The organism is Paenibacillus sp. LBL (assembly GCF_029893715.1).
Lineage (GTDB): Bacteria > Bacillota > Bacilli > Paenibacillales > Paenibacillaceae > Paenibacillus_AQ > Paenibacillus_AQ glucanolyticus.
In genome coordinates this window covers 887,245-910,617 of record NZ_JARXYU010000001.1, presented here as the reverse complement: position 1 = coordinate 910,617, position 23,373 = coordinate 887,245, and the positions used below count along the sequence as shown (strand labels likewise).

The following is a 23,373-nucleotide window of genomic DNA, read 5'->3' as shown; positions in this document are numbered from 1 at the left end:
AGTCGACCTGTCCCATAAAATTATGAGAGCAGGTCGACATTAGTAAGAATGGAATATGGCAAGAATCGGATAATGCTTATTTCTTGATAGATTGAAGCAGCATCGAGGTGTAGGCAGCGGCACCTTCCGGTTCCAGGTGAACGCTGTCGGATCGGAAATATTCAGGATGATCCTTGCTCGCCGAGTACCAATCCACGAGTGTAACCTTCGGGTTCTCGGCAGCCGCTTTTGCCAGCATGTCGTTTACGTTCTGTTCCCAATCACGAGGAACCCGTGTATTGACAAGTACAATTTGCTTAGCGGAATCCAGCGGGCGCAGAAGCGAATCGAGGTCTTTTTTCGAGAAAGCTCCGTTGGTTCCCAGTCCGATAATGATGATGCCGCCATCGATACGGTTTTGAGCTTTCAATGCTGGGACAAGATCATCAGCCTGGCGCATTTGGCGTCCAATCACCGCATCGATATGAATGCCGGGCAGTGATTTCTCCAGATAAGGGGAGACACCGAGCATGACCGAATCTCCGATGGCCGTGATTGTGGATTTAGACGATGGACGAGCTTGCGGATCCTTATTCACCGGCTTGGTATGGTTAGGGTCCTTGCCATCAGCAGAACCGTCTGAAGAATCCTTGGATTGAGGAGGATTTTCAGACTTTATTTCCTTACCAGTCTTATCATTGTTGCCGGAATCCGTTGTCTCTGAGCTCCCATCCACTTTGTTTGTCTGATGGCTCGCGGTGCCATCTCCGGCTGGAAGTGCATTGCCCGAATCTTCATTCACGATTGAATCGTTATTCCCTGGAACGGCTTCTGTATCCGGGAGGGAATCCTTCTTCGTGTCATCCCCGGAGCTTGGCTCCCTCGTCGCTTCAGGCTGCATCGAAGACACGTCCGCAGGCGGAGTAATGTTTCCAATCGTTCCTACCGGATTTCGCTGCTGTCCTTGCGGAGGAACGTCTGGGGAGGACTCCTCTGTTTGAGACGGCTCGGGTTCTTCCAGAACCGTGTTCTCGATGTTCAGCATTGCTGCGATATCGCCAACTGTTCTTGCATCGGATACGCTGCTCATCATGCCGGTACAGAAAATACCAATTAAGATAAGCGAGCTTAGCGACACGATCCAGCCTCTTAACGATATCGAAGCCGGACGGCGGCGAACGGAACGGACCTTAAGCCATAACTTCTTCAAACCGCCGTGTCGTATTGGCTCTTCTACATACTTCCAGGATAGTGCTGCCAGTATGACACTTGCCGTAATCTGCAATACAACCTGTGGCAGGCTCAGATCTCCTGAACCGGAAGCAGGCGAGGTGAGTATCATCACAGGGTAATGCCACAAATAGATGCCATAGGAACGTACGCCTACCCATAACAGCGGTTTCCAGCTTAACAAGCGACTGATTGATGCCGCGGGATGGGCGAGTACCGCAACGAGTACGGCAGCAGCCATAGAGAAGAGGAACATGCCTCCGCGATACAGGAACGGATCGTACCGGTCCACCTGCCACATCATGAAGAGGATGATGAGCAATGCTGCAGCACCTGTCAGGTTAAGTCTGCGCCGGACGGCAGTGGATACTTGAAGGGATAACTTCCAGCTGGGCCATACGATGGCCAGCCCTGCTCCGATCAGCAGACCGAACGCCCGGGTATCCGTTCCATAGTAGACTCGGCTGGGATCTTCTCCCGGCTGGTAGATGAGCGCCATGACCAGAGCCGAGGCTGCTGCTCCGGCGGCGATAAAGCTGAACAGCTGTCCTCTGCGGGGGAACAGCTTGAGTCCCGCCAGCATGATGAGCGGCCACAGCAAGTAGAACTGCTCTTCCACGGCCAGCGACCAGAAATGCCCTAGTGGAGACGGCGGGCCAAATGATTCGAAATAGGATTGCTGCTGATAAATAAACTGCCAGTTGCTTATGTACGTAACGGCTCCCAGTACTTCGCCCCGAAGAGTGAGCAGCCGGGATCGGTCGAACAGTGTAACCCATACGACCAGGATGAACAGCATGAGCAGCATGGCCGGCAGAAGGCGCCGGAACCTTCGTATCCAGAAATCCTTCAGGTCGATCCGCCGTTGATGATGCCATTGGGATGCCAGAATATCGGTTATGAGATAACCGGATAGTACAAAGAATAAACTGACCCCGAGAAAACCACCGCCTGCAAAACCAAAATTCCAGTGGTATCCCATAACCCCGATCAAGGCGAGGGCTCTTAGCCCATCCAGACCAGGCATGTAACGCGAATGTGGTTTATCCGATATCGGCACTGGAGATCACTCCTTTCGAAGGATCTGCACTGATGCCGCCCTGCAACAGCCGCTGCGATAATATGTAGGACATATTCTCAAACGTCTGGGTGCTGAATAGTCGATGTGTCATTTGGAACATGGTAAACCTTCCCTTTCCTTTATAGGAGGATATTTCATATTAAGGAGACCTGTATCGAAACCTGTAATATCCTGCAACTTGATGTCATAGTTAAATACTAGCATCCCAAGAAAAACAGAAGGTGACAAAAAAATGAACCTACGGCTACATTGTGATGTCAATAATAAGACAGATTTTTCATTTGAAATTACAAGCTATTATGCTTGGTATGTGCACTCTTCGATAACAGCCTGTTAGCCGTATCGCTTCAGACCATAAGAAAGAGGAGGTCCCTGCCTCCCCTAACGTCAAGATGATGAATCAGCTCACATCTTCCTTCATTCTTTTTTGCGTACGGATTATATAGCGGCTCCTTCACGTTTGCGAAAAAAGGTTTTCAGTGCGTCGTACACTTCCCCTTTATCTTTGATCACATGGTACATGAATTGGTCCAGCTTGATATTCTTATAGGCCGACATCAGCGTGCTGCTGCGATTGTATTGATTGACCTCGCCGTAACCGAACATATTGCTTACCTTCAGCAGCTCGCCGATGAGTTTGACGCAGCGTTCATTGTCGGAAGTGAGATTATCGCCGTCCGAGAAATGGAATGGATAAATGTTGTATTGGGAAGGGGGATAACGGTGATTGATAATATCCAGCGCTTTCTGATAAGCGGATGAACATATGGTTCCGCCGCTTTCACCGCGTGTGAAGAATTCCTCCTCGGTTACTTCCTTCGCTTCGGTATGGTGGGCGATAAACACAATTTCAACCTTTTCGTACTGTTTGCGAAGGAAACGGGTCATCCAGAAGAAAAAGCTGCGTGCGCAGTATTTTTCAAAAGAGCCCATGGACCCTGAAGTATCCATCATCGCAATAATGACCGCGCTCGATTCCGGAATGACGGTATCGTCCCAGGTCTTGTAACGAAGATCGTCCGGGCTGATGCCGTGGATGCCGGGATTGCCGTCTCTGGCATTGCGTCGCAAATTCTCCAGAATGGTGCGTTTCTTGTCAATGTTGGACATGATGCCTTTTTTGCGGATGTCGTTGAACACGATGGACTGCGTCTCGATCTGCTCTTTATCCTTGGGCTGAAGCAGCGGAAGTTCCAGCTCCTCAAACAGCATGTTCTCCAATTCCTCCAGACTGACCTCGGTCTCCACGATGTCCTGGCCTGCCTGATCGCCCGCGGATTCTCCCTTTCCGGGCTGGGCCGACGAAGGGTCTCGACCGAGGACGTCACCAACCTGACTGTCGCCATCGCCTTGGCCGACATGCTTTTGCTTCTGATAGTTATAGATGAAACGGTATTCGTCAAGGCTTCGGATCGGAACCTTAATGATCTGTTTCCCGTCGGAGAGGATAATGTTTTCTTCGGTAATAAGGTCAGGCAGGTTGCGCTTGATCACTTCGCGAATTTTATGCTGATGACGTACCTGATCCTGATAGCCTTTGCGGTGCAGCGACCAGTCTTCACGGGATACGACAAACGAAAGGGCATCTTCATTTTGCACGGACAGTCACCTCCCAAGTGTAGCTTTGACACTGTTGCCGTCGTTTTGGCTGTAGTATTTCATTATATTCGGGAGAAAGAGCGATATGTGAGTGTGAATCCGTGTTTGCCGTGAAAAAGGACACTTCACCTGAAAATGATCAGGCAAGTGTCCCACCATGATAATGCTTAGCCGTTTAGTACGAATAGGAACAGGGCGCCGATGGTGACGATAACCACGCTGTTGACGATGGTTGCAATGACGGCAACCGCACGCTTGCGCGTTTTGGAGAAGCAGCCTACAACGCCGAGCACCAGCCCGACGATATTTACGATCATCACAAGGATGAACACAGCGGCAAGCGTCGTCATCGCTTCCATCGTTTCCTGCGTCGGCTCCAGGATCGGGCCATTTTCCGTCATATAAGGTTCAATCATCGTTGTGCCGAGTGCGCCGAGCAAAATATAACCGAGCAGCGTAACGATAGACAGTATGAAGGATGCTATGCCGAATCGGGAGTGCTTTCTGTCCTCAGGGGGGATAAATGTGGTTTTAGGTTTCTGGGGTGAAGCTTGGTCCTCGGATGGGGAGGAAGGTGTTTGCTGATCCATGTACTTAATCGCTCCTAACTTGGGATACATTCTTTAATAGTCCATGCGGGTTATTCAAAAAAAAAGACATCCTTATTAATCTTTCACAAAATGGCCCTGAAATCAAGTCCAGAGCGCTTTCATGCAGGTGGAAAAGCTGTGGCGAATCCGTTAAACTTAACATGATTACATAAGGACACGGTGTGTCCGTTGACAAAAGGGGTTGAAACGGCTTGAGTCGAACATTCATCGCATGGGGCTCGATCCTGATGGCGCTGTCTGTGGCCATCGGTGCTTTCGGTGCCCATATGTTAGAAGGCATGATTACGGCAGACGAGCTTGCCATTTATGAGACGGGAGTCCAATATCATATGATGCATGGACTTGCGGTCCTGATTACAGGTATTCTGGCAAAGGTACTGGGCGAATCCCGCAAGCTGTTCTGGGCGGGAGCTTTATTCATTGCAGGCACCATCATCTTCTCCGGCAGTCTCTATGTGTTAAGTATATCAGGTATAAAGTGGCTTGGGGCCATCACGCCGATTGGCGGCGTATCCTTCATCGTGGGCTGGCTGATGCTGATGTCCTCGGCGCTGTCTCGAAGAAACGCCTGATTCTCCTGAAAAACGGCTTCGCCGATCCCTTGTTGCAGGGGCGGCGAAGCCGTTTTTTAGTGGAATCCGGTTAAATGTATACCCTGTTAACTGACACTGAATTCGTCTATTTCATTAAGCTTGAAGGTATAAACCTGTTTCTCATCCACATGATAGACGTTGACCAGAAAATTGCTTTCATCATAGTTGAGAATCCGGCAGGGAAGACTTGTCTGCTTGCCGTGGCGGTTGGTTGTCAAGCGAACAAGGCGATTCTCCTTACTATATACTTTAATCCATTCAAAGGGATCGTTTCCGGTGAGTGGAGTTTGAACAGAAGGCACGCTGGCAGCGACCTTCTTTTTTTCCGGCAAGGATGTCGCAGGGGGCGGAGCGGGCTTTTCCTTATTCTGAGAAGTTGCAGAAGCCATCTTCTGAGAGGCTTTGCTGATAACGGATTTTTTCTTGGCTTGAACCAAAGTGTTGATAATCTCTCCAAGCTCCATCCCGGATTTAACCCGGAAATCGACGACCTCAGCCTTGTCGTTCAGCATTTCCAGCAAATATTGCAAAGCCAGTGCGTTGGAGGGACTCTTGACCAGAATATCAACGTTGAATAAAAAGCCGTTATCATCGGTGACAGGAATTGTGTTCATAGCTTTTATTATTCACCAGCTTTCACATTGTTTCTACTGAATCAAATATACCATAATTTTCAGATTTTCATAGTCCTAATGTCATGCGTATTTCATGATTGTTCTATTGATCTAGAGACATTCGTACCACTTGTATGCAGGAGAAGGCCCAGATATCAGAGACATTCGCACCATGTCGGTTCATGGAGAATAAACATAATTCTAAGCCGATGTGAGGGGAGGTTTGTTTATATTGGTGACTTTACTGCCAATCGAAATTGAAGGACATACCGTTATGGGGGTTGAGGTTAAGCTGCCCAAAACTACGCTGCTGGCCGTATATACTTCCCGCGGCTATATTATGTGTGGTGCGCTGGATGTTGGTCTTCTGAACGAACAGCTTGCGGACCGCAAGATCATTGCCGCAAGAGCCGTTGGGGTACGCACACTCGAGCAGCTGCTGGAAGCACCGCTCGAATCCGTAACCTTGGAAGCGGAGAAATGGGGTATCCATCCAGGCTTGGCTGGCAAGGACGCAATTCTTCGGATGTTATAGGGCCTGTTTCTGGGGCTGAGGAGTGGTCCAAGCGGATCGCTCTTTTTTATATGAAATAGTTAGTAAGCTGCATTGAAGCAGCTTTGACAAGAAAAAAACGGACAATCGGGTTTTTCAACCGGTTGTCCGTTTTAGTTGAAGTGACTTGCATTTGCAGCGACAGGACTATTCAAACAAACTTTTCAAGCTCTCGTGATAAGGAGCCTGTACGACGCCTTTTTCGGTAATAATTGCTGTGACATATTCATTCGGTGTGATGTCGAAGGCCGGGTTATATACTTTTACGCCTTGCGGAGCCGTGCGTTTGCCAAAACCTTCTGTGATTTCCTCGGCAGGACGCTCCTCAATCGGAATATCCGAGCCTGTCTTCGTGTTCAGATCAATCGTAGACAGCGGACAAGCCACGTAAAAAGGAATGCCGTGGGCTTTCGCCAGAACGGCTACCCCATACGTTCCGATTTTGTTGGCGACATCGCCATTTGCGGCTACACGGTCTGTACCGACGATGACTGCCTGGATCCAGCCTTTGGACATAACCATGGCGGCCATATTGTCTGCCAGCAGCGTAACGTCGATACCGGCCTGCTGAAGCTCAAAAGCGGTTAGTCGGGCGCCTTGCAGTACAGGTCTTGTCTCATCGGCGAACACCTTGATGTTCAAGCCTTGCTCATGAGCCAGATACATCGGTGCCAGGGCTGTGCCGTATTTGGCAGTTGCCAATCCGCCCGCATTGCAGTGGGTAAGGACGCCCATGCCATCCTTGAAGAAAGGCAGTGCATTTTCCCCGATCCGGCGGCATACCTCTTCATCCTCGGAACGAATGGCCTCAGCCTCAGCGAGCAATGCTGCATTTAGCGCGGCTGTATCAAGCTTATCTGCTGCGAGTTTCTCTGCAGCCAGCTTCATACGGTCCAGTGCCCAGAACAGATTGACAGCCGTCGGTCTGGAAGTGGCGAGATAAGCGCAGGTCTTTACAACTTGCTGAAGCCATCCCTCGCTGTCGTCAGCTTCGTACAGCATGCCTCCCAGCACGGCGCCGAATGCTGCCGCGATTCCAATGGCCGGTGCGCCGCGGACCTTCATGGAATGAATGCCTTCCCACACCTCCTCCGGTGTTGAAAGCTTGAGATACACGATTTCTTCCGGGAGCAATCTCTGATCAAGCAGGACCAGATGGTCCCCGCCCCAGTATACGGAGCTTAGCGGCTCATAGGTGCTGGAGTTGCCGGTAGTTATACCGCTCATATCGATACCTCATTTCCTTTAGTTGCTTGTTGAATCAAAGTCAGGATATCCTCGAAGGATTTGATGCTGCGATGATGGCGAACAAGATTCTTGCCGATCGCCAGTGCTTTGCGCTGCGCCGCTTCTCTGGCGGTATCGTCGGCAATGGTATCGATATCCGCAACGTGGGACAGCCCAACAATGCGCCGGATCATCTTGCAGCCGGCAAATCCTGCGGTGTCCTTCAATATCTGCGATACGTAGTAGTCCTGATATCCAGGCGTACGAGACATTTCATCCAACAGGTCATCATTCCACAGCATGCGGAAGTTGCTCTCGAAGTGATTCCACACGTCGCTTGCCATTTCGAGGAGCCTTGCCTCCCGGGTCGCTTGCGTGTACTCGTCCTGGCTCCAGCCCGGCTGAGCGGCATAGTTGAGCAGCAGGTTGCCAATCACGGCGCCGATATCAAAGCCCATCGGCCCGAAATATGCAAATTCCGGGTCAATCACCTTGGTTGATTCCGGCGTGACGAAGATGCTGCCTGTGTGCAGATCCCCGTGCAGCAGGGCTTGGGCGTGAGTCAGGAACTTCTCGCGAAGCAGAGCCACTTCGAAGTGGAGAGGCAGATCCGTACGAAGCGCCTCCGCCTCATCGGCAATATGGTCCGGATAGTTATTATTGGAGGATTCGCGGTATGGATCTTCGAAGATCAGATCTTCGGTGATTTTGCATAAATCCGGATTCACAAAACGGCCGGCAAGTACTTTCTTCTCCTGTTGGTTCATCCCGAGATCCGATGTATAGAACAGCGTTCTGGCCATGAATTCGCCAATGTGCTCGGCAAACTTCGGATAGGCGATGCCCTCAATAAGGCCTTTGCGCATGATGGTATACTCGCTCAAGTCCTCCATCACGGTGTAGGCGAGCTCATCCGAATAGCCGTATACTTTCGGTACGAGGTTCGGGCAAAGGGAGTACTGCGTCTCCAGCGCCACACGTTCAATACGGGCACGGTCGAGCGACAGCGGCCAGGATTCACCTACAACTTTTGCATAAGGAACGGCTTGCTTGATAATGATACTATCAGCCGTATTTTTGGCGGTGACATGAAACACCAGATTCAGATTGCCGTCGCCGATTTCGCGGCATTCGAGTTCGGCATGGTCCGGGAACCGGCCCGGTATACTTTTTGCTAACTGTATAGCTTCTTCCGCGTTCAGCGGATGGTATGCAGACATGGATGATCACCCCCAAATAGAATAGAAGAAAAACAAAGCCAACTTTTTTGCTTGGTATTACCTAGTATAACGTTTTTTCGCGAATTTTGTATAACTTTTTGGCAACCCTTAAGTTTGGTGAATCTGATTCGCTTCGAAGCCGTAAGGGTAAACTACAAATAGACGCCCAAGCTCAGGATGTACTTATATATTAATGAAGGAATGGCATTAGCAGAAGGTTCCAGTTACAATGGGTATACACCGATCTGCAGCATATTCCTTTGTCGCAGTACAGGGTGCATTTCATATAGAAAAGGAAGGGATTAACCATGGCAAAAACTACATCAGGCAAATCTGCAGGAAAAACAAAAAACTCCAGCTTAGAGCAGCTGTTGAACCAACAGGTCGCGAATTTCAACGTGCTCTATGTCAAACTTCATAATTATCATTGGTATGTAACAGGAGAGCAATTCTTCTCCCTTCATGTCAAGTTCGAGGAACTGTACGATGAAGTTACACTTAAAATGGATGAGGTTGCGGAGCGCCTGCTGTCGATCAAAGGCAAGCCTGCAGCAACCATGAAAGAATATTTGGAACTTGCAACGGTTCAGGAAGCTTCCGGCAACGAGGATACTCGCGGAATGGTACAAGCCCTGATTGAGGACTTTGCTACCGTATCGGAAGAGCTGACAGAAGGTATCGAAATGGCTGAGGAAGCCGGAGATGCGCCTACAGCGGATATGTTTACAGGCTTCAAGGCTGATCTTGAGAAGCATATGTGGATGCTGCGTTCTTTCCTTGGATAATTCGTGAATAATAATGTAGCGATGCCATGTTCATGACTTGTATTTGCAGAGCTTTAGGGTGCTCGTCCAACATGCGCCTGTACAGCTCAACATGATGATGACTATAACACCGTTTGTCAACGAGCGTTAACGCGGTGACGGATGCCGTGACGACACTAGAAGCATCAGCAACTACAGGATGAGCAGAGCAGATTAAAACAGGCTTGGCCGGTCTATCGGTCAAGCCTGTTTTTTAAGTGTTTTGGTTGTCCGAATGTTGTCTCTAAAACGCTTGTCCGGTTGAAATACGTCATATTTTATTATAAAATGGCTTGAGAATCATTGATAATCAGTTTAGAATGATTATAAATAAATAATTATTTTTTATTTATGAAATCAGGGCGTCCAAATCCTGTTATCATATAGGACAAAAATACACTACCTATCTAACGGAGGGAATCTAATATGTCAACCAAGTTTGTCATTGAAGGATTGAAAGCAACAATCGAAGGCAAGGAGATCCTTAAGGGAATCAACCTTGAGATGAAGGGCGGAGAAATTCATGCCATCATGGGACCAAACGGCACAGGCAAAAGTACGTTGGCTTCCGCTTTAATGGGTCATCCTAAATATGAAGTTACAGACGGTAAAGTTTTGTTGAATGATGAAGATGTGCTGGATATGGAAGTTGATGAGCGCGCACTCGCCGGTCTGTTCCTGGCTATGCAATATCCTAGCGAAATCGCTGGTGTTACGAACTCCGACTTCCTGCGCAGCTCCATCAACGCGCGCCGCGGCGAAGGTAACGAAATCTCGTTGATCAAATTCATCCGTCAAATGGAAGGCAAAATGAAAGAGCTCGAGATGAACCCTGAGTTTGCCCATCGTTACCTGAACGAAGGCTTCTCCGGCGGTGAGAAGAAGCGTAACGAAATCCTGCAAATGATGATGCTGGATCCGAAAATTGTGATTCTTGACGAAATCGACTCCGGTCTTGATATCGATGCTTTGAGAATTGTAGCGAACGGCGTGAATGCCATGAAATCGGAAGAACGCGGTTTCTTGATTATTACCCACTACCAGCGTTTGCTTAACTATATCACGCCAGATTATGTACATGTTATGATGCAAGGCCGCATCGTGAAATCCGGCGGTCCTGAACTGGCGGAGCGTCTGGAAGCTGAGGGTTACGACTGGATTAAAGAAGAGCTGGGCATTACTGATGAAACTGTAGGTCAAGACGCGTAAATAGACGGGAGGAGGAAACGATATGACTACACAAACCATTCTTCCGGTCAACGCTGAGGCTCTGAAGGCATTGTCCGAAAGTAAACAGGAGCCGACTTGGCTGACAGACAGCCGTCTGGCTTCTCTGGAACTGGCTGGCCAGTTGGAACTGCCCAAGCTGGAGAAACAGCGTATTGAACGCTGGAACATTCAAAGCTACGGTGAATATAAAGAGAGCAAGAAACTTGCTTCCCTTGATGATCTGCCTGAACAAGTTGCTAAACTTGTAGAAGGTTCAAGAGAAGGCGGTCTGGTTATTCAACGCAACTCGGGAACTGTGCATGTAAGCTTGGCACCGGAACTTGCTGCAAAAGGCGTTATCTTTACCGATCTGGAAACAGCGGTTAAAGAGCATGCGGATTTGGTTAAACCTTATCTGCACCAAGCGCTTAAGAACGATGAGCATTCGATGGCTGCTCTGCATGCTGCGGTATGGAACGGCGGGGTGTTCCTCTATGTTCCCAAAAACGTAGAGGTGGATGTTCCGCTTCAGGCCGTTATGCTGAGTGATGATGCCGAAGCGACATTTGCTCCGCATGTTCTGGTCGTAGCGGAAGCGAACAGTCAGATTACGTATGTGGATAACTACGTATCGGATTCCCTGACTGGGCCGGTAACGCACAACGGAGCGGTGGAAGTATTCGTTAAAAATGGCGCGAAGGTTCGGTATGCTTCCGTACACCAATTGACCGGCGAGGTAACGGATGTTACATTCCGCCGCGCGGTGCTGGAGAATGATGCCTCCATCGAATGGATCGTCGGCGAGATGAATGATGGGGATACAGCAAGTGACACCATGAGTATTCTGAAGGGCAATGGCTCAACCTCCGATGCAAAAATCATTGCGGTTGGTTCCGGCTCCCAGAAGATTAACTACACGACGCAAGCGAAGCATTTTGGCAAGAGCTCTGAATCCCAGATGATTACTCGCGCGGTCATGCGTGAAGAAGCCCAGGCCATCATCAACGGAATCACCAAGATCGAGAAGGGTGCAACGAAGGCGGACGGACAACAAACCGAGCGCGTTCTGATGCTCAGCCCGAAAGCCCGCGGCGACGCGAACCCGATCCTGTTGATTGACGAGGACGATGTAACGGCAGGACACGCAGCGTCCGTCGGACAAGTGAACCGGGAGCAAGTCTATTACCTGATGTCCCGCGGTATCTCGCGTACAGTGGCTGAATCCTTGATTATTTATGGCTTCTTGGCTCCGGTTGTAAGTGAAATCCCGCTTGAGGGACTTCGCGATCAGCTGCAGGGGCTTGTTGAAAGGAAGCTGGGACAATGATAGCCTCCGTCCGTGAGCAATTTCCCATCCTTCATCAGGAGATTAACGGACATCCGCTGGTATATCTCGACAATGCCGCGACATCTCAAAAGCCGCAGGTAGTCATAGATGCTGTCAAGCGGTACTACGAGTGGGAGAACTCCAATGTGCACCGCGGGGTTCATACGCTCGGCAGCCGTGCTACCGACGCTTATGAAGGAGCCAGGGAGAAGGTTGCCCGTTTCATTAATGCCGAGAGTTCGGAACAGATTATTTTTACCCGCGGTACAACGACGGCACTGAATCTGGTTGCTTCGTCGTACGCACGCTCTGTATGCGGTCCCGAGGATGAAATTGTCCTGACGGAAATGGAGCATCATAGTAATCTCATTCCGTGGCAGCAAGCGGCCCTGGCCGTTGGCGCTACGCTGAAATATATTCCTCTGCAGCCTGACGGCTCGATCAGGGTCGAGGATGTAGAGGCCATCGTTACCGAACGGACGAAGGTCGTTGCGATTGCTTACGTATCCAATGTCATGGGCATTGTGCATCCTGTAAAACAAATCGCGGAAATCGCCCATCGCCACGGTGCAGTTGTTGTGGTTGACGGCGCTCAAAGCACACCGCACATGAAGGTGGACGTTCAGGACTTGGATTGCGATTTCTACGCCTTGTCCGGCCACAAGATGTGTGCTCCAACAGGCATCGGCGCATTATACGGCAAGAAGGCGCTGCTGGAATCAATGGAGCCGATCGAATTCGGCGGCGAGATGATCAATGATGTTGGATTGTACGAATCGAATTGGAAGGAGCTCCCTTGGAAGTTTGAGGGGGGCACGCCTATCATTGCAGGGGCTGTCGGTCTTGGCGCCGCTATCGATTTCCTGGAGGAAATCGGAATGGACGCGATCGAACAGCATGAGACTCAGCTTGCGGCTTACGCTATGAACCGCATGTCCGAGATTGAAGGGATTACGATATACGGTCCACGCGAACGCAAGGTCGGTCTCGTTACATTCAATCTTGGAGACGTTCACCCGCATGATGTAGCCACGGTACTTGATGCACAAGGAATTGCGATTCGAGCAGGACATCATTGTTGTCAGCCGCTTATGCGTTGGTTAAAAGTATCATCTACGGCACGTGCGAGCTTTTATCTGTATAATACAGAGGAGGACGTTGATCGGTTAGTTAGCGCCTTAATCCAGACAAAGGAGTATTTCGGCGATGCAACTTGACGATTTGTATAGACGTGTCATCATGGATCATTATAAGAACCCCCGCAACCGCGGAAAGTTTGATGAAGATGTGGTAACCATCGATTTGAACAATCCGACTTGCGGAGATCGAATTTCCTTGCAGCTGAAGGTGGAGAACGGCGTTGTTGCCGATGCCAAATATACAGGCGAAGGCTGTTCCATCAGCATGTCTTCCGCTTCGATGATGACCGATGCTGTAAAGGGCAAGTCGCTTGATGAAGCAATTAGTCTTGCGAACCGCTTCTCCTCCCTTATGAAAGGTGAGGCCGTGGAATTTGAAGAGTACGAGGACATTGAAGCCCTATCCGGTGTTAATAAATTTCCTGCCCGCATTAAGTGTGCAACACTTGCGTGGAACGCACTCCGAAAAGGAATAGACGCGAAGTAAGCGAACGATAATAGATCGATAGGGAGGTAAGTTAAATGGCTAAAAAAGCACCAGAAATGGAAGAGTATAAATATGGTTTCCGCGATGAGCACAAAGCTATTTTTCAAACCGGTAAAGGTTTGACACGTGAAGTCGTTATGGAAATTTCCAAAATCAAGAACGAGCCGGAATGGATGCTGGAATTTCGCCTGAAATCACTGGAGCAGTTCGAGAAAATGCAAATGCCTCGCTGGGGCGGCGACCTCGACGAGCTCGATTTCAACGATATCCAGTATTATGTAAGACCTTCTGATAAGCAAGGGAAGACTTGGGAGGAAGTACCTACCGAGATCAAAGAAACCTTTGACAAATTAGGAATTCCGGAAGCAGAGCAGAAGTTCCTGGCCGGTGTATCCGCACAGTACGAATCCGAGGTTGTTTATCACAACATGCAGAAGGATCTTGAGGATCAAGGTGTCATCTTCATGGATACCGACACGGCGCTCAGAGAGCATCCGGAAATTTTGAGAGAATACTTTGCAACGGTGGTACCTCCAACGGATAACAAATTTGCTGCACTTAACAGTGCCGTATGGTCCGGCGGAAGCTTTATCTATGTTCCAAAAGGTGTAAAATGCGAAATTCCGCTGCAAGCATATTTCCGCATCAACTCCGAGAACATGGGACAGTTTGAGCGTACCCTGATCATTGCGGACGAAGATAGCTTTGTTCACTACGTAGAGGGCTGTACAGCTCCAATCTACAGCACGAACTCGCTTCACAGCGCGGTAGTTGAGATCATCTGTAAAAAGAACGCTCGCGTTCGTTATACAACGATCCAGAACTGGGCACCTAATATCTACAACCTCGTTACGAAGCGTGCGGTTGCTGAAGAGAATGCAACGATGGAATGGGTTGATGGCAACATCGGCTCCAAACTTACAATGAAATACCCAGCTGTTATTCTGAAAGGCCGCGGCGCTAAAGGGATGGTATTGTCCATCGCTGTAGCAGGTAAAGGCCAACATCAGGATGCAGGGGCTAAAATGATTCACCTGGCACCGGATACAACGTCTACCATTGTATCCAAATCCATCAGCAAGCACGGCGGTAAAGTAACGTACCGCGGACTTGCCTCCTTCGGCCGCAACGCGGAAGGCGCCAAAGCCAACATTAAGTGTGACACACTCATATTGGATAACGAATCTACATCCGATACGATTCCTTACAATGAAATCAAGAACGATAATATCGTGCTGGAGCATGAAGCGACCGTATCCAAGGTTTCCGAGGATCAATTGTTCTACCTTATGAGCCGTGGTCTCAGTGAAGCTGAAGCTACACAAATGATCGTTATGGGCTTCATCGAACCGTTCACCAAAGAACTCCCAATGGAGTATGCGGTAGAGATGAATCGTCTTATCAAGTTCGAGATGGAAGGTTCCATCGGTTAAATCCTAAACACAGGGGCAAATCACTCACATGCGAGTGGTTTGCCCCTTTTTTTGCTTATTCCCGATTATTATAGCCCACAGAGAAGGGGAAAGCATGGTGTCCTTCTCCATTCATTTTGACAGGAACGGTCCCATGATGTATCTAGTGTGACTTTTATACTTGCGTGCTCAGGTTATCGGGATACGTCTTATATTCTGCCAGAAACCAGGAGGGATCGGATGTGAGAAATATCACACCTTCCCTTGAAAATATGAAAAGGTTCCCCGGTGGTGAATCTCTCATCCAGCCGGGGAACCTTTATTTCAAATGTATGTATCGAAATGAATTCGAAAAGGACGTAACCATAGAAAAACGCGGTTTACAGATTACAGGAGGATCTCCAGAATCGCCGTATTGTATTCCTTGGAAAGATCGATGAACCGGTCGTCGGTTTTCACCAACGGACGGAAGTAATCCGAGGGATTGTTCATCACAATAATGCCCGATTCACCGGTTGTCAGCTGAACTTTTTTGCCAATAAAGTTCGGAAGCATTTGCTGGATGAAGGCGTGTGTAGGCTTGCCGTTCAGCTTTCCGAAACTGAGGCTGTAGAGCTCCCGAAGAACGGTTAACAGCTGCTGCTTGGACTGATACACCCGGTTCGTTGTCATCGCGCTATATACATCCGCGACAGCACATATTTGGGCATATGGATGGATCTGATCTTCACGGAGTGCTCTGGGATAACCGGAGCCATCGTCCCGCTCATGGTGCTGCAGGGCAACCATTGCGGTAACCTTATCATTCATGGATTCCGAGATCATCTCGTAACCATAGATGGTGTGCAGCTTCACTTCCTCAAACTCTTCAGGGGTGAGCTTGCCAGGCTTGTCCAGTATATCTCTTGAAATCTTGCTCTTGCCAATGTCGTGGAGATAACCGGCTTTGCCAATATCGTAAGCTTCCTTTTGGGAATATCCCATCCAATCCGCTATATAGTACGATAACATTCCTACTTGAATGGAGTGCCGGTAGGTGTAATCATCTTTACCGTTAAAGAGGAGGAGGAGGGATACGACATCCGTATGCTCATCCAGAGAGCCGACCAAAGGTTTGAAGACATCGTCTACAACGGATTCATTGAACTTTCCGGACTGAGATGCTTCCGTGAACAGGGTGGAGCATCCGTTGAATGCGAGATTGAATTGTGGTTTCACCTTGTTGAATGAATCTGAAATTTCAGATAATGGATCGAGGGATACAGTCAATGCCCGTGGCTCTATTTCAATGTAATCGATGCCGTGCTGCAGCAGCTTGGATATATCCTCTATTCGAAGTGTTGCTCCTTTTTGTAGAACATGAACGCCGTTACTGTTGTAAGCATCATGCTGCATTTGATCACCGGGTATCAGGTCCGTGACATGTACTCTCAAATCATTGCACCTCTTGCCCTTATAGTAAGTAAAAAGATCAAAACTATCTTAGCAAGAAAATTATGGTTTTACAATGATATAATCACGACTTATTGCCTAATCATTGGGTCCCAGGGTCCAGTCTGCGGTCCTTTCCACTCCGACCCATCGTCCCATATCTCCTTCTTCCATATCGGGACGGAGCGCTTCAGCTGTTCGATGGCGTAGCGACTGGCATCATAACAGGATGCCCGATGGGGAGAGGACACGGCAATGACCACACTGGTTTCACCTATGCCGACGGTACCGATTCGATGAGAGATCGCGCATTGCGTACCAGGCCATTGTGAGAGAATGTCTGCACAGATTTGCTGCATTTCTTTTAATGCCATCGGAATGTAGGCCTCATATTCCAACGTAACCGTACGCATCTCGCCGGTCATTTCCCTGGTAGTTCCTATAAATGAAAGTGTAGCTCCATGATTTGCATCATGGACTTTGGCTACAGCCTCTTCTACAGACAGCTTGTCGGAAGTGATAAGGCAATTCCCATCCGTGGAGGACTTCGAGTCAGGGGCATCCCCCTCTGTTCCATCACCGCCGGATACAGGCGGAATGAGAGCAACCTCATCGCCAATCTGAATAAGCTGATCCGATAGGGCATATTCTTGATTGACCGCTACAAAAGCGGTGGCAATCTGGGATTTGGCATGAGGATAAGCTTCGCTGAGAAGCGACTTTAATTCGCCGGCTGTAAGCGGGAGGCCCGGTACGTTGAAGGCAAGCGAACCGGTGCCGATTCGATCAGCTAGTCCGGCGAATAGCAGTAAAGGAATGGTTGTCGACATCTTTATCACCTCGTAATTCTTATGGGCTACAATATACCATATTCTTCGCTAAAATGTTATGCTTGTAAGACCGGAAATTATCGTAAAACGAACATAGGGAGGGGGGCCGCCAGATGGGGATACAAGGCAATAAACAGACGCTTACCATACTGTATACCAACGATATACACAGCCATTTTGAAATGATGAGTAAGGTGGCGGCACTTATTTCCCGGGAAAAGACGGCTGCCGGCGATTCTGCTATCGTACTGGATATCGGTGATCATATGGACCGGGCTTCGGTGGAAACGGAAGGCTCCATGGGCCAAGCCAATGTGGATGTCATTAATCTGACAGGATACGACGCGATTACAATTGGCAATAATGAAGGGTTGACCATACCCTATGACATCTTGGAGAGTGTTTACGCCGGACTGCTATGTCCTGTCGTCTGCTGCAACATTCATGAGACGATAAGCGGCGCTCCTCCTTCATGGATGAAACAGCATGTCATCCTTGAGCGGGAAGGCATCCGAATCGGGCTGACTGGCGCAACCGCTGCTTTTGCAGGATTTTATCAATTGTTAGGCTGGGAAGCTGAGGATCCTGTGCAGGCCATTGCTGAACAAGTAGAGGCACTTCAGGACAAGTGCGACATCGTTATTGTTCTATCCCATTTAGGTCTAACGATTGATAAAAGATTGGCAGAGACTATCGAAGGCATTGATGTCATTCTTGGCGGTCATACCCATCATATTTTAGAGGAACCGCTGATGATCGGAAATACCGCCGTATGCGGTGCAGGCAAATTCGGACAATATGTTGGTCGAATCGTTATGCAGCGCAGCCATGTGGAGGAGCGGTTTACTTGTATTGAGGGCAGCCTTCTGCCCGTTGACAAGAGCGTGATGGAGCCGATCGTCGAACAAGCGATCATGAGGCATCATGAGTTGGCAAGGGAGCGATTAACGGAGTCTGTTGCCGTTATAGATCGGAGTCTGCCGATCCATTATGAAGAGGAGTCGCCGTTTGCAAACCTGCTGGCTCAGGCCGTGCTTCAGCACACAGGGGCAGAACTTGCCATCGTTAACTCGGGACAGCTGCTCGGTCCATTGCCGGAGGGCGAGATCAGTACGGGAATGCTCCATGGTTTGTGTCCTTCCCCCATTAACCCCTGTGTAGTGAAGCTGCTTGGGGAACATATCTATCAGGCGCTTGAAGAGAGTCTACTCCAGGAGTTTAGCAGCAAGAAAATACTCGGTTTCGGCTTTCGCGGCTATATATTAGGCGGGCTTGCCGTAGACGGATTAAGCATTCACTACGATAAGCAGGGAGAGCCGTATCACAAGATCACCGATATCTCCATCCAGGGACAGCCGCTGGATCGACAACGTGAATATGAAGTGGGGACGCTGGACATGTTCACTTTCAAAATCGGATACGAGACGCTGGCACTTGGCAAGGATACGGTTTACATGCTGCCGGAGTTTATCCGAGATTTGCTGAGAAAAGAACTTTCGCGCCCCGGCTCGCTTGAAGAGACCTTGATTTCACGCTGGATATCCTGACAACCCCCGACTAACTTCCTTTGGCCGAGCATACATATGAGGACAAAGGTTAGGGAGGGGATGGACATGGATTTTATAACAGCTATTATACTGGGGATTGTGGAAGGATTAACGGAATTCATTCCGGTGTCTTCCACAGGCCACATGATTTTGACAGCCAAGGTGTTAGGGTACGATGATCAAACAGCGATCATGAAGACATTTGAAATTGTTATTCAGCTTGGCGCTATTTTGGCGATTGCGATTGTTTACTGGAATCGTATTCTGAACCTGCTGGGCTGGAGTCGAAGTGAATCTTTGAACAAAAAGGCGCCGCGCAAAAAACTGAATCTGATTCATGTATTTTTGGGCATTGCTCCAGCGCTGCTGGTAGCGTTTTTTGCGAGGGATTTCATCAAGAGCCTCTTTCATGCCCAAACTGTATTATTTGCACTTGTTGCGGGCGGTATTTTCATGATATTTGCAGAATGGTACAACAAAAATAAAGTCCAAGTGACTTCACACGATCTGGACGAATTGACATACAAGCAGGCACTTCTGATTGGTGTCTATCAGATCATATCGGTATTATGGCCGGGCTTTTCCCGTTCGGGCTCGACCATCTCCGGCGGCATGCTCAGCGGAGTGAGTTACAAGGCATCGGCCGATTTCTCTTTTCTTATCGCAATTCCTATTATGTGTGCTGCATCCGGTTATGAATTGCTGGATTCTTATCCATATTTTACTTCAGATACGATTGGTGTATTTCTCGCCGGATTTATCGTTTCGTTTGTTGTCGCTTATTTTGTCGTCTTGGCCTTCATGAAGCTTATACAGAAGATACGTCTCACTCATTTCGCGATCTACCGTTTTGTTCTCGCCGCTGTTTTCTGGCTGTTTATTATGCACTAGAGATCGTAGGCACAAGAGGTGGTCCGGCTTCTTCGTATAGTGATCGACTGAAGACTAGACGCTATATCCCACACAAGTTTGAGAATAGCAGAGGAAGTGACGGATTTGCGTCTTATACCTATCCATGCGTTGAGGCCGGGAATGGTACTTGGTAAAAGAATATACAATAGCGACGGTTTGGTCCTGCTTGCTGAAGGTGTTGAACTGACGACTGGACTGATCCGCCGACTTGGCACATTAGAATTGGGATATGTATATATCGAGGATGCGGTGACAGAGGATATCGTGGTTCCGGAGTTATTGACGGAAGAAACACGGCTTCAGGCGATTCGGTCGATTCGAACCAGCTTCAAGAACCTGGAGAGTCAAGCGAGTCTGAAAGGCAGCTTTCTTCATTTGGGCAAGACATTTTCGGGAATGATGGAATCGATCATGGATGAAATATCGGGACATGATGAGTGCATGGTGCTGCTGACCGATATGAATACGAATGATTACAATCTGTACCGCCATTCCTTAAACGTATGTTTATATTCAACGGTTCTTGGCGTGTCCTACGGATATAACCGGGAGGAGCTTCGAGTTCTCGGTCTGGGGGCTCTGCTCCATGATATTGGAAAGACCAGGATTTCCCAGAAGCTTCTGCAGCATCCCGGGCGGCTTAGCGAGGATGAATTTCGCGAGATCCAGAAGCATACCGAAATCGGGTTCAAAATATTAAAGGACGAGCCCAATATTCCGCTGTTATCGGCTCATTGCGCGTTATCGCATCATGAGCGTCTGGACGGCAGCGGTTATCCAAGAGCATTGAAAGGCCCTGACATCCATGAATATGCCAAATGGATTGCCATTACGGATTCTTACGATGCGATGACAACGCAGCGGGTGTACAAGCCTGCCTTACTGCCGCATGAAGCGGTAGAAGTCATGTATGCCGGGTCGGGAACGCTGTATGAACAGCAATTTCTGGCCATGTTCCGCGACCGCGTAGCAATATATCCTCCAGGGATAACGGTGAAGCTGCACACGGGTGAAAGCGGGGTTGTATCCAAAATCCACGCGCATGTGCCCCATCGGCCGGTGGTTCGTGTCTTAACGGATGGGGACGGAACGCCGCTCTCGGCTCCGTACGAATTGGATTTATCCGAAACCTTGGCGATCATGATTGCCGGAATCGGACAGAGCACCATAGATCAAACTTGACTATAAGGAGGTTGACTCGTGAAACGTAACGGCCGTACAACATTGCTGCATACATGGGGGCGACAGATATATCGCTACCGTAAAGCCGTTGTTGTAACTTGGCTTATTTTGTTTTGCGGGCTGCTTCCTTTTGCGTTTAAACTTCCCTCCATATTGCAGCATAACGGATTTACACCGGAGGATAGTCCCGCCCAGATCGGGATTGAAAAGCTGGAAGAAGGGTTGGGGCTTTCGGCAGCCTCGCTGGATATTGTCGTGGTCAGCAACAGTGATGAGAACCTGACAACAGGCATGGCGCAGAGGCGTATTCTAACGGAGCTGGAGCCTTTGCGTTCCCGTCCTTACGTGAGAGATATCTATATGAATTTGGCAGCTCATAGAGCCGGTCAGGACCATATCGTATCGGTGACGGTGCTGCTGGACCTGGACTCCTCGGAAGCCCTGTTACAGTTTGATGAGATTAGGGAATCGGTCCCTGCCATTACGGGAGCGGATACTTACATAACCGGAAATACGGCCATATTCGCCGATATGAATGAAGCTGTCAAAAGCGACATAATCCAAGCCGAGATGATTGGCATACCTGCAGCTTTGATCATTTTGGCCGTGGTCTTCGGCACATTGACCGCGGCGATCCTTCCGCTGATCGCAGGCGTGGTCAGCGTGGTTGTTACGATGGGGCTCCTGTATTTTGTTGCCATGGCTGACGGTTCGATCAGTAATTTTCTTCCGAATGTTGTCACGATGCTGGGTCTGGCTGTAGGTATTGATTATGCTCTGATCGTAGTAAGCCGATTCAAAGAAGAGATGCAAGCGCGCAGCGGAGACGTGGAAAGTGCCTTGGCCGTCACTTGTGCAACAGCCGGCAAAGCGGTCATGTTCTCCGGAGCCGCTGTATTGATCGGTTTTGTGGCCATGGGTTTTATCAATCTGCCGATTTTCCGTTCCTTTAGCCTTGGCGGCATTACGGTGGTGCTGTTATCGGTTCTGGCAGGCAACACGCTTCTTCCCGCACTGTTGGGGCTACTGGGACCCCGCATTCATACACTCCCTCTATTCCCGGCCAAATTCCGGCACTTCCGTGCACAGCAGACTTCAGGCATGTGGAGAAAACTATCCAGGTTTGTCATGGCTCATCCTGTGACGATCTCGATAGCTGTGATCGGTGCGCTTCTGCTGGCCATTTATCCGGTACGAAACATGAACATCGAGATCCCGGCTGCCGAGGTTCTGCCTCCAGCCTATGAATCCCGTTATGGTCATGACCTGCTTGCACAGGCTTATGATGAGCGTGAACTAAACTCCATCGTTGTTGCTGTGGAGCTGCCTGCCTCTTATGAGGATTTGCGCAGCATCGAGCAGATGAAGGCATATACGGATGAAATCAGGATCATGCCGGGCGTGAAGCGGGTGGAGAGCTATCTGAGCATCGGGCGGGGGTCCATCGATGAAGTGTCCAAGTATTTGTCTCGTGCAGATATCCGCCAGCAGCTGGAACAGCATCGTTTCGTAAGGGGAGAGATGGCCGCAGTAGCTGTGATTCCGGAATACGGTGAATCTCATGCGTTAACAACGCAGCTTGTCCGGGATTTGAGAACGATGGATGCGTTGGGCCTGACAACCTATGTAACAGGTAGCCCTGCTTATAAACTGGACATCATTGACGTTATTCATCAGAATATTCTGTTTGTCCTTACCTTTGTATTTGTAGTGACTTACGTCATTCTCCTTATAGCGTTCCGATCGATGGTGCTCCCGTTAAAAGCGAGTGTGATGAACCTGCTCAGCCTTGGTGCGGGACTCGGGATCGTTGTGTGGGTATTTCAAGAGGGGATAGGCGCAGAATGGCTGGGCGTGTCCTCAACAGGATCCATTTTTGCACTATTGCCGATACTGATATTCTGTGTTGTGTTTGGCATATCCATGGACTATGAAGTCATGATGCTCTCTCGGATTATGGAGAACTATGAGCGGACGGGGGATAATGAATACAGCACAGCCGAAGGTCTGGAGAGCACGGGTGGGCTGATCACAAGTGCTGCCCTGATTCTGGCTGTCGTTGTGGGTGCCTTTGTATTTACGGATAATGAAGTCATGAAAGCAATCGGTTTAGGTTTAACTGCGGCTGTTCTTCTGGATGCTACGGTGATTCGTGTTTTGCTTGTTCCTGCATTCATGAAAATGCTGGGCAGAGCCAATTGGTGGAGTCCAAACTGGATGTTTCCTCGATATAAGCCTGCTGCCAGGGATACGCCTGATCGCGGAAGGGAAACCGGCTGATATTCTCTAAGAATGAAACACAAGCCTTCTGTACGGGTATGTTATAATCATATAATGGGCATGATCAACAACCGTAAGTACATCCATGTAAGTTGTACTGATAGAAT

The 23,373-nt window shown here is 49.1% G+C and carries 21 protein-coding genes; 12 read left to right on the top strand and 9 right to left on the bottom strand.

What is annotated here, in order from left to right:
- Positions 1-76: 76 nt before the first annotated feature.
- From M2277_RS04455 to M2277_RS04440, 4 genes are all read right to left on the bottom strand, one after another.
- Positions 77-2,269: an acyltransferase family protein gene (locus tag M2277_RS04455; RefSeq protein ID WP_280754248.1), complete on the bottom strand. Its 2,193-nt coding sequence runs from the start codon at positions 2,267-2,269 to the stop codon at positions 77-79.
- On the bottom strand, positions 2,253-2,390 hold the full coding sequence (locus M2277_RS04450; protein ID WP_006212090.1) for a hypothetical protein: 138 nt from the start codon (positions 2,388-2,390) through the stop codon (positions 2,253-2,255). The genes M2277_RS04455 and M2277_RS04450 overlap by 17 nt, the downstream gene beginning before the upstream one ends.
- Positions 2,391-2,728: 338 nt before the next feature.
- On the bottom strand, positions 2,729-3,889 hold the full coding sequence (gene yhbH / locus M2277_RS04445) for a sporulation protein YhbH (RefSeq protein ID WP_006212088.1): 1,161 nt from the start codon (positions 3,887-3,889) through the stop codon (positions 2,729-2,731).
- A gap of 167 nt (positions 3,890-4,056) precedes the next feature.
- Complete coding sequence (locus M2277_RS04440; RefSeq protein ID WP_006212087.1) at positions 4,057-4,479, bottom strand: hypothetical protein; 423 nt, start codon at positions 4,477-4,479, stop codon at positions 4,057-4,059.
- 212 nt (positions 4,480-4,691) lie between these two features.
- On the opposite strand from M2277_RS04440, the gene M2277_RS04435 reads away from it, so the two are divergent.
- Positions 4,692-5,072 carry a DUF423 domain-containing protein gene (locus M2277_RS04435; protein ID WP_006212086.1) on the top strand — a complete coding sequence of 127 codons (381 nt, stop codon included), beginning with the start codon at positions 4,692-4,694 and terminating at the stop codon, positions 5,070-5,072.
- Between the two features lie 86 nt (positions 5,073-5,158).
- On the opposite strand, the gene M2277_RS04430 is transcribed toward M2277_RS04435, so the two are convergent.
- Complete coding sequence (locus M2277_RS04430; RefSeq protein ID WP_006212085.1) at positions 5,159-5,707, bottom strand: hypothetical protein; 549 nt, start codon at positions 5,705-5,707, stop codon at positions 5,159-5,161.
- 232 nt (positions 5,708-5,939) lie between these two features.
- Here M2277_RS04430 and M2277_RS04425 point away from each other — a divergent pair, with 232 nt between their 5' ends.
- Positions 5,940-6,242: a YunC family protein gene (locus M2277_RS04425; protein WP_006212084.1), complete on the top strand. Its 303-nt coding sequence runs from the start codon at positions 5,940-5,942 to the stop codon at positions 6,240-6,242.
- Positions 6,243-6,407: 165 nt separating this feature from the next.
- On the opposite strand, the gene mtnA is transcribed toward M2277_RS04425, so the two are convergent.
- Together mtnA and mtnK are read right to left on the bottom strand one after the other, a co-directional pair.
- The gene (gene mtnA / locus M2277_RS04420) at positions 6,408-7,487 is read right to left on the bottom strand and encodes an S-methyl-5-thioribose-1-phosphate isomerase (protein WP_280754246.1); all 1,080 of its coding nucleotides are present in this window, start codon (positions 7,485-7,487) and stop codon (positions 6,408-6,410) included.
- Positions 7,484-8,707, bottom strand: a complete 1,224-nt coding sequence (gene mtnK / locus M2277_RS04415) for an S-methyl-5-thioribose kinase (RefSeq protein WP_006212082.1) — start codon at positions 8,705-8,707, stop codon at positions 7,484-7,486. The genes mtnA and mtnK overlap by 4 nt, the downstream gene beginning before the upstream one ends.
- A 308-nt stretch (positions 8,708-9,015) precedes the next feature.
- Here mtnK and M2277_RS04410 point away from each other — a divergent pair, with 308 nt between their 5' ends.
- From M2277_RS04410 to sufB, 6 genes are all read left to right on the top strand, one after another.
- Entirely contained in the window at positions 9,016-9,492 is a 477-nt protein-coding gene (locus tag M2277_RS04410; RefSeq protein ID WP_006212081.1) for a Dps family protein, read from the top strand.
- A 444-nt stretch (positions 9,493-9,936) separates the two neighbouring features.
- Entirely contained in the window at positions 9,937-10,719 is a 783-nt protein-coding gene (sufC, locus tag M2277_RS04405; protein WP_006212080.1) for a Fe-S cluster assembly ATPase SufC, read from the top strand.
- 22 nt (positions 10,720-10,741) lie between these two features.
- Positions 10,742-12,046, top strand: a complete 1,305-nt coding sequence (sufD, locus tag M2277_RS04400) for a Fe-S cluster assembly protein SufD (protein WP_148246654.1) — start codon at positions 10,742-10,744, stop codon at positions 12,044-12,046.
- On the top strand, positions 12,043-13,263 hold the full coding sequence (locus M2277_RS04395; protein WP_148246655.1) for a cysteine desulfurase: 1,221 nt from the start codon (positions 12,043-12,045) through the stop codon (positions 13,261-13,263). The genes sufD and M2277_RS04395 overlap by 4 nt, the downstream gene beginning before the upstream one ends.
- On the top strand, positions 13,253-13,672 hold the full coding sequence (gene sufU / locus M2277_RS04390; RefSeq protein ID WP_006212077.1) for a Fe-S cluster assembly sulfur transfer protein SufU: 420 nt from the start codon (positions 13,253-13,255) through the stop codon (positions 13,670-13,672). Before M2277_RS04395 ends, sufU begins: the two co-directional genes overlap by 11 nt.
- Positions 13,673-13,707: 35 nt before the next feature.
- Complete coding sequence (gene sufB / locus M2277_RS04385; protein ID WP_006212076.1) at positions 13,708-15,105, top strand: Fe-S cluster assembly protein SufB; 1,398 nt, start codon at positions 13,708-13,710, stop codon at positions 15,103-15,105.
- A gap of 366 nt (positions 15,106-15,471) precedes the next feature.
- Here sufB and M2277_RS04380 read toward each other — a convergent pair whose 3' ends face one another.
- Both M2277_RS04380 and moaD read right to left on the bottom strand, forming a co-directional pair.
- Entirely contained in the window at positions 15,472-16,518 is a 1,047-nt protein-coding gene (locus M2277_RS04380) for an HD-GYP domain-containing protein (RefSeq protein WP_006212075.1), read from the bottom strand.
- Between the two features lie 89 nt (positions 16,519-16,607).
- Positions 16,608-17,345, bottom strand: a complete 738-nt coding sequence (moaD, locus tag M2277_RS04375) for a molybdopterin converting factor subunit 1 (RefSeq protein ID WP_280754244.1) — start codon at positions 17,343-17,345, stop codon at positions 16,608-16,610.
- Between the two features lie 113 nt (positions 17,346-17,458).
- On the opposite strand from moaD, the gene M2277_RS04370 reads away from it, so the two are divergent.
- From M2277_RS04370 to M2277_RS04355, 4 genes are all read left to right on the top strand, one after another.
- Positions 17,459-18,892 (top strand): bifunctional metallophosphatase/5'-nucleotidase, encoded by a 1,434-nt coding sequence (locus M2277_RS04370; RefSeq protein WP_006212073.1) that lies wholly within the window; start codon positions 17,459-17,461, stop codon positions 18,890-18,892.
- 66 nt (positions 18,893-18,958) lie between these two features.
- On the top strand, positions 18,959-19,783 hold the full coding sequence (locus M2277_RS04365; RefSeq protein ID WP_006212072.1) for an undecaprenyl-diphosphate phosphatase: 825 nt from the start codon (positions 18,959-18,961) through the stop codon (positions 19,781-19,783).
- A gap of 105 nt (positions 19,784-19,888) precedes the next feature.
- Positions 19,889-20,986 (top strand): HD-GYP domain-containing protein, encoded by a 1,098-nt coding sequence (locus M2277_RS04360; RefSeq protein ID WP_040680931.1) that lies wholly within the window; start codon positions 19,889-19,891, stop codon positions 20,984-20,986.
- A gap of 18 nt (positions 20,987-21,004) precedes the next feature.
- Positions 21,005-23,266 (top strand): MMPL family transporter, encoded by a 2,262-nt coding sequence (locus M2277_RS04355; RefSeq protein ID WP_280754243.1) that lies wholly within the window; start codon positions 21,005-21,007, stop codon positions 23,264-23,266.
- Positions 23,267-23,373 lie beyond the last annotated feature (107 nt).